The sequence below is a fragment of the Aeromonas sp. HMWF014 genome, assembly GCF_963878295.1.
Classification (GTDB): Bacteria; Pseudomonadota; Gammaproteobacteria; order Enterobacterales; family Aeromonadaceae; genus Aeromonas; species Aeromonas popoffii.
Window position 1 is genome coordinate 1 of record NZ_CAWNYS010000217.1, and the last position, 6293, is coordinate 6293.

Annotated in this window: 9 protein-coding genes; 3 read left to right on the plus strand and 6 right to left on the minus strand. The window is 60.5% G+C overall.

Features of this window, described 5'->3' with window-relative positions; translation table 11 throughout:
- The coding region (locus AAC083_RS08630; RefSeq protein WP_258224636.1) for an enoyl-CoA hydratase/isomerase family protein at positions 1-330 on the plus strand (330 nt) is incomplete at its 5' end.
- A gap of 92 nt (positions 331-422) precedes the next feature.
- Here AAC083_RS08630 and AAC083_RS08635 read toward each other — a convergent pair.
- Positions 423-1130, minus strand: a complete 708-nt coding sequence (locus AAC083_RS08635) for a ParB-like protein (protein WP_108536330.1) — start codon at positions 1128-1130, stop codon at positions 423-425.
- Between the two features lie 173 nt (positions 1131-1303).
- Between AAC083_RS08635 and AAC083_RS08640 the strand changes: the two genes are divergently transcribed.
- Both AAC083_RS08640 and AAC083_RS08645 read left to right on the plus strand, forming a co-directional pair.
- Entirely contained in the window at positions 1304-2908 is a 1605-nt protein-coding gene (locus AAC083_RS08640) for a peptide ABC transporter substrate-binding protein (protein WP_108536331.1), read from the plus strand.
- A gap of 116 nt (positions 2909-3024) precedes the next feature.
- A complete protein-coding gene (locus AAC083_RS08645) occupies positions 3025-3324 on the plus strand; it encodes a hypothetical protein (RefSeq protein WP_042036155.1) in 300 nt (99 codons plus the stop codon).
- Positions 3325-3394: 70 nt separating this feature from the next.
- Here AAC083_RS08645 and AAC083_RS08650 read toward each other — a convergent pair whose 3' ends face one another.
- From AAC083_RS08650 to AAC083_RS08670, 5 genes are all read right to left on the minus strand, one after another.
- Complete coding sequence (locus AAC083_RS08650; protein ID WP_108536332.1) at positions 3395-3814, minus strand: DUF4426 domain-containing protein; 420 nt, start codon at positions 3812-3814, stop codon at positions 3395-3397.
- 18 nt (positions 3815-3832) lie between these two features.
- The gene (gene yggU / locus AAC083_RS08655; protein WP_042036158.1) at positions 3833-4132 is read right to left on the minus strand and encodes a DUF167 family protein YggU; all 300 of its coding nucleotides are present in this window, start codon (positions 4130-4132) and stop codon (positions 3833-3835) included.
- A complete protein-coding gene (locus AAC083_RS08660) occupies positions 4132-4683 on the minus strand; it encodes a YggT family protein (protein WP_108536333.1) in 552 nt (183 codons plus the stop codon). Before AAC083_RS08660 ends, yggU begins: the two co-directional genes overlap by 1 nt.
- Positions 4684-4711: 28 nt before the next feature.
- Positions 4712-5536, minus strand: coding sequence for a pyrroline-5-carboxylate reductase (gene proC, locus AAC083_RS08665; protein ID WP_108536334.1), 825 nt, complete (start codon positions 5534-5536; stop codon positions 4712-4714).
- Positions 5537-5626: 90 nt separating this feature from the next.
- A partial coding sequence (locus tag AAC083_RS08670) for a YggS family pyridoxal phosphate-dependent enzyme (protein WP_219927874.1) occupies positions 5627-6293 on the minus strand: 667 nt, incomplete at its 5' end.

Genomic DNA, 6293 nt, shown 5'->3' on the forward strand with positions numbered 1-6293 from the left:
AGCCTGCTCTTGCCACGTACCGTGGGCCATCTGAAGGCGGCCGAGCTGTTGCTGCTGGCCGAGATCATCGATGCAGAGGAGGCGCAGCGGCTCGGGCTTGCCAACCGAGTGGTCGCCGCCGATACGTTGCTCACTTTTGCCCGCGAGCAGGGATTAAAGCTGGCAGCCAAACCGCCCAAAGCCCTGCAAAAGAGTAAGGCGCTGCTGAAACAGGAGCTCAAACAGGCGGTGCACTTCGTCATCGATCTGGAGACCCGCGCCTTCTCCCTCGCCCTGCAGGGGGAAGAGGCGCAACAGCGGATCGCGCAGAGGCTCAAACCCAGAAGTTAGCCCTCAGCTGAGGCGAAAACGACCGAGCAGACGTAACAACACCAGAACGGGGGATTTGGCCCCCCTGCTCTGGCTACTGGCTTGGCGCTTGCTCAGCTGCTACTGCGCGACTGATTGACCCGGCACTGCTTGCCGGGATAGCCGGGTAGCTCCTCCGCCTTGCTGCTGCACGCAAGCCGCTTGGCCTGATGGAGACGATCCGCCAGATTGGCGTCATCGACCGGCAACCAGTCCATCTGCTGGCCGAGCCAGCTGGCCCAGGCGAACTCGACGAAATAGACCTGATCCCGCTTGTCGACATAGCCTGCATCCTGCAGCAAGCCCGCCACGGTCCGGTAGGGGTAATCCGGCAGATCGCCGATCTGGGCGGGCAGCTGCTCGGGGGTCAGCGGCAACCCCTTCTCATCCTTGAGCCAGGCCCAGTGATTGCCCTGCATCTGGCTCCAGAAGCTGGACGTGTCCTGCAGGCGGGCGATCACCTTGACCCGGGCCTGCTTAACACCCGACTGCCACAACGCCTTGGTGAGGTGATGCCTGTCCACCAGCCAGTAGCCACCATCGGGGGCGATGACGATGGGGATCTCTTTCTTTTTCATCAACTTGTCGAGTTGCTTCGCGCTCTTGCCTGCAAGCTCTGCCTGGGTATTGTCGACCTGGATCTGGCCAACGCCGCCCTGGGTCGGGTGCAGCTGATCAATGTTTACCTCGCACCAGCTGCCGACCGGACTCTCACGCTCACAAGGCGCCAGCGCCCAGGCGCCCTGACTGATGGCCAGGGCCAGCAGGATCCATGTTCTCATCGTTCACTCCTCTCCCCCTGACAGCGGGTCAATTAAGGTTCCACACCGTCCCTGAAATAATGGGACTCATACTGGTAGTATGACCAGCAAACGGGATATCATGATTTCCCATCTGTCGGCGATCATTTCTCGCCAAGTTTTCTCCCCGCTTCACACTATTTGAAGGATTAGCCATGAAAGGATGGAGTCCCTTGTTGGCCCTGCTGGGCTGTGCCTGTATCCAGGCAGCCGATGTTCCACCCGGCACTCAACTCGCAGCCGAGCAGGCCGTCGTGCGTCATCTGAAGGATGAACCGGCGAGCCTGAGCCCGCTCAAACTGGTCGGCCTGCCCGAACTGCAGGTATTGCGGGATCTCTACGAGGGGCTGTTGACCCAGGGGCCGGACGGCAAGGTGCTGCCTGGCGTAGCAGCGAGCTGGGACAACAAGGACAATCAGCAGTTTACCTTCCATCTGCGACCGGATGCACGCTGGTCCAACGGTGACAAGGTCAAGGCCGCCGACTTCGTCTACGGCTGGCGCAAACTGGTTGATCCGAAAGAGGCAGCGACCTTCGCCTGGTTTGCCCAGCTGGCCCGCTTCGACAAGGTGGACGAGATAGTGGCCGGCAAGCTGGCCCCCAGTGAGCTTGGGGTCAAGGCCCTCGATGAGCACACACTGCAGGTGACCCTCTCCCAGCCTGTACCCTATTTCCTGAGCCTGCTGACCCACCCCAGTCTGTCGCCACTGCATCAGGCCAGCATGGAGCAATATGGCAACCAGTGGACCCAGCCAGGTAAGCTGGTCGGCAACGGCGCCTTCGTGCTGAGCCACCGGGTGGTGAACGAGAGGCTGGAGCTGACTCCCAATCCCCATTACTGGGACAGGGCCCATACAGTGCTGACCCGGGTTACCTTCGTGCCCATCAACCAGGAAACCGCCGCCACCAACCGCTACCTGGCCGGGGATCTGCACATCACGGAATCCTTCCCCAAGGAGCAATATCACAAGCTGATGCAGCAGATCCCGGGTGAGGTCTATACCCCGGATCAACTCGGCACCTACTACTACGCCTTCAACACCCAGCTGCCACCGCTGAACGATGTGAGGGTGCGCAAAGCGCTCTCCTACACCATCGACCGCGACCTCATCGCCGCCAAGGTGCTGGGCACCGGCGAGAAACCGGCCTATCGCTTCACCCCGGACGTGGTGGCCGGTTTCGAGCCCAAGGCCAACCTGCTCTCCAGCAGCAGCCAGCAGACGCTGGATGAGAAGGCCAAAGCGCTGCTCAAGGAGGCTGGCTATGGCCCGGGCAAGCCGCTCAAGCTGACACTGCTCTACAACACGGCGGAAATTCACAAGAAGATGGCGCTGGCCATCGCCAACCTCTGGAAACAGAAACTGGGTGCCCAGGTCGAGCTCACCAATCAGGAGTGGAAAACTTATCTCGACAGCCGCCAGAGCGGCCAGTTCGAGGTGATCCGCTCTTCCTGGGTGGCCGATTATAACGACCCCTCCGCCTTCCTCGGTCTGTGGGGCTCCCATCACAGCGGCAACATGGCTCGCTTCACCAACGCCGGCTACGATGCCCTGCTGACCAGGGCGGCAAGCAGCCAGGATCCCCGCGAGCGGGCCCAACTGTTCGACCAGGCCGAAACCATATTGCAGGATGAAGCGCCGATCACGCCCATCTATCAGTACACCAATGCCCGGCTCATCAAGCCCTGGCTCCAGGGCTACCCCATCAACAACCCGGAGGACGTGGCCTACAGCCGCCAGCTCTACCTCATCAAGCACTGATGATCCTGCCCGGGGCTGGCCACTCGTCGGCCCCGCTTCCCCCCTGTTCATGCTCACGTTTTCGGCATAAAATACCGCCCTTCACCCTCTCCCCACCCTCTTGTCGTCGGTTTGTTATGCGCTATGTATTGATGATCACCCTGTTGATGACACTGCCCGCCCAAGCGGCCAGCGAGTCACAATGCCGTCAGGCCTTCATCGACTGGATGCTGGCCCAGCAAAAACAGTTCAGTGATCGCAAGGCGAGCAAGATGGAGCGGCGCAGTGCCGAGCGGGCCATCGATCAGGTGCGTGACGAGCTTGCCAGGCAGGAGAGCTTCTGCCAGGCCATGGAGTGGGTGAAGCACAACCGGGATCAAGATCCTCGCTTCACCCCGCGAACGGGCGAGATCCACGACTTTGCACCAGCCAGCTGACGCCACATCATGAAAAAAGCCCCGAACCTGAGTTCGGGGCTTTTTCTATTCGGTAATCAGGGCAACAGCCTCAGTCGACGTAGAAGGTCTGCTGGAAGGTGAGCGTCTGTTGCTGCCCCTCCCCCATGATCTTCAGGGTGAACTGGTAGGTATCCTCATTGCGATAGGGCAGCACCGCCAGATAGTAGATGGCGTCCCCCTCCTTGACCTCCTGGAAGGTCAGAGTACGTAGGGTACCGGTGAGGTTCTTGGCCTCACCCGTGATACCCACCGCCTGCGCCACGCCCTGCTTGTTCTGCACAGCGATATTGATGATGCCGTTGTAGCGACTGCGTTCCAGACCGTAGGCCTTGGCCACGTCCGGAGTGAGGAAACTGGAGTTGAAGGCACTGTAGTGTACCTGCCAGGGGCCCAGTTCCTTCATCTGCTCCGCCCGCAGCGGCAAGGTCATCAGCAGTACCAGCAGGCAGCTTATCCAGGCTGTTTTCATGGTGTCATCCTTCTCGTGTTAACCCTGAGTCTCCAGCAGGGTACTGATCTCGGCGGGGATCTGCTTCGGCGCCTCGATGGCAACCGTCTTGTGCCGTCCCAACTCCCCGCGCACTATGCGAACCTGCCCCTTGGCCACCTTGAACTGCTTGGCCAGATACTTGATCAAGTGGCTGTTAGCCTGGCCATCCACCGGCGGCGCCGTGATGGCCACTTTCACCTCGTCGCCATGCAGTCCGACGATCTGATCCCGACTCGCCTTGGGCTGGATCATCAGATGCAATATCAGCTCGTCCCCTTCCCGCAGGACGGCTGGCATCAAATCATCCACCACAGCTGGCCGAACAGATCACCCAACACATAGTTTATGGCCTGCAGCCCGATAAAAGCGACCAGCACGGAGAGGTCCAGCCCGCCCAGCGCCGGCAGGATGCGACGAATCGGGGCCAGGAAGGGCTCGGTCAGCTGGTGCATCACGTATTCGATGGGATTGCGACCCTGGCTGACCCAGCTCAGGATGGCACGGATCAGCAGCACCCAGAAGATCATGGAGCCCGCCTTCTTCAGCACGGTCAGGGCGGCAAACAGGCTGATGGTGAGCCAGTCGGCCACCAGCACGTTCATGCTCTTGAGCAGTGCCAACTTGGCGAAGGCGATGATCAGCGCCAACAGCACCGAGGCCATATCCAGCCCACCGAAGCCCGGAATGACCCGGCGCAACGGTATCACCAGCGGATTGGTCACCTTGATCACCATCTGGCTCATGGGGTTATAGAAGTCGGCGCGGGCCCACTGCAACCAGATGCGCAGCAGCAGCACCATGAGGTAGATATCAAAAATCGTATTAATCAGAAAATAAGCTGTGTTCATCTGAGCTCCAGCGGTAAGAGAAGAGTGTTCAGAAAAGCGTTTCCATCTCGGCGGCACGTGCGACGGCCGCCTGCATGGCGTGAGCGGTCAGCGGCATCAGCCCCTGCGCCTGGAATGTCTTGATGGCCTCGGCGGTCGTGCCCCCCTTGCTGGTCACCTGCTCACGCAGGGTTTGCAGCGACAAATCGGGATTTTGCTCTACCATGGCAGCGGCGCCAAGCGCGGTCTGTTGCACCAGCAGGCGCGCCTGCTCGGGCGAAAAGCCCATGGCTTGCGCTTCCTCTGCTATCGCTTGCATGAACAGGAAGAAGTAAGCCGGGGCACTGCCCGCCGCGGCGATGACGCCGTTGATGCCAGACTCCTGCGCCACCCAGAGGGTCTTGCCCACAGCTTGCATCATCTGCTCGGCAACGTCGCGATCGGCCTGTTCAACCTCGGGGGGGGCATAGAGGCCTGTCATGCCCAATCCCAGCAAGGAGGGGGTATTGGGCATGGTGCGGATGATGCGAGCGTGACCGCCCGCCATCTCGCCAAGGCGTGCCACCTTGATGCCGGCGGCGATGGAAATGAGCAGCTTGCCCGCCAGCGACCCCAGCTCATCAACCAGCGCACTCAGCATGCCGGCCATCAGCTGGGGTTTGACCGCCAGCACGATGACGTCAGCCTCGCGGGCCGCCTCGGCATTATGCTGGGTGACGCGGATGCCATAGTCGCTCGCCAGCGCATCCAGCTTGGGACGGCTGGGATTGGCGGCGATGATACGCTCGGCCGGATAACCCGCCTGGATCAGGCCGGCAATGATACTGCGGCTCATGTTGCCTGCACCGATAAAGGCGAGGATTCTTTGCTGCATCAAACACTCCTGTTGCTGAAATAGCTGCGGACACCTGCACTGCCTGCGCCGATAAAGGCGAGGGTTCCATATTGCATCAGGTGCTCTTGCTTAGGAATAGTCACGAGCACCGAAGATGGCTGTGCCGACCCGCACCATGGTGCTGCCATGGACGATCGCCAGCTCAAGATCCTCTGTCATGCCCATCGAGAGGGTATCGACGCTCGGGTATTGCCGCGCAAGCCCGGTGAACAGAGTCTGCATGCGTACCATCTGGGCAGCCAATACCACCTCGTCACTGGTATGCTCCGGGATGGCCATCAGCCCCCTTAATACCAGCCGTTCGCTGCGTGAGACCAGCTCGGCCAACCGGAAAATCTCTTGCTCAGACGTTCCGGATTTGCTGCTCTCTCCGCTAATATTGATTTGCAGACAGACATTTAGCGGCGCCAACCCGTCAGGACGCTGGTTGTCGAGACGCTCGATCAGCTTGTCTCTGTCCACACTCTGTACCCAATCGAACCGTTCGGCCACCAGCCGGGACTTGTTCGATTGCAGCGGGCCGATAAAGTGCCACTCGATGTCGCTATATTCCGGCTGCTGGCGCAAGGTATCTATCTTGGTGGCCGCCTCCTGGGCATAGGACTCACCGAAGCGGCGCTGGCCGGCGGCATAGGCCTCGCAAATGGCCTCAAGTGGCTTGGTTTTACTGACCGCAAGCAGGTGGATGTGATCGACACAACGACCCGACTGGCTCGCGGCTTGTACAATACGCTCC

Excerpts from the sequence above, each read along its gene's own strand:
- AAC083_RS08635 (WP_108536330.1), bottom strand. The coding sequence starts at position 1,130 with ATGAGAACATGGATCCTGCTGGCCCTGGCCATCAGTCAGGGCGCCTGG.
- AAC083_RS08640 (WP_108536331.1), top strand. The coding sequence starts at position 1,304 with ATGAAAGGATGGAGTCCCTTGTTGGCCCTGCTGGGCTGTGCCTGTATC.
- AAC083_RS08645 (WP_042036155.1), top strand. The coding sequence starts at position 3,025 with ATGCGCTATGTATTGATGATCACCCTGTTGATGACACTGCCCGCCCAA.
- AAC083_RS08650 (WP_108536332.1), bottom strand. The coding sequence starts at position 3,814 with ATGAAAACAGCCTGGATAAGCTGCCTGCTGGTACTGCTGATGACCTTG.
- yggU (WP_042036158.1), bottom strand. The coding sequence starts at position 4,132 with ATGCCAGCCGTCCTGCGGGAAGGGGACGAGCTGATATTGCATCTGATG.
- AAC083_RS08660 (WP_108536333.1), bottom strand. The coding sequence starts at position 4,683 with ATGAACACAGCTTATTTTCTGATTAATACGATTTTTGATATCTACCTC.
- proC (WP_108536334.1), bottom strand. The coding sequence starts at position 5,536 with ATGCAGCAAAGAATCCTCGCCTTTATCGGTGCAGGCAACATGAGCCGC.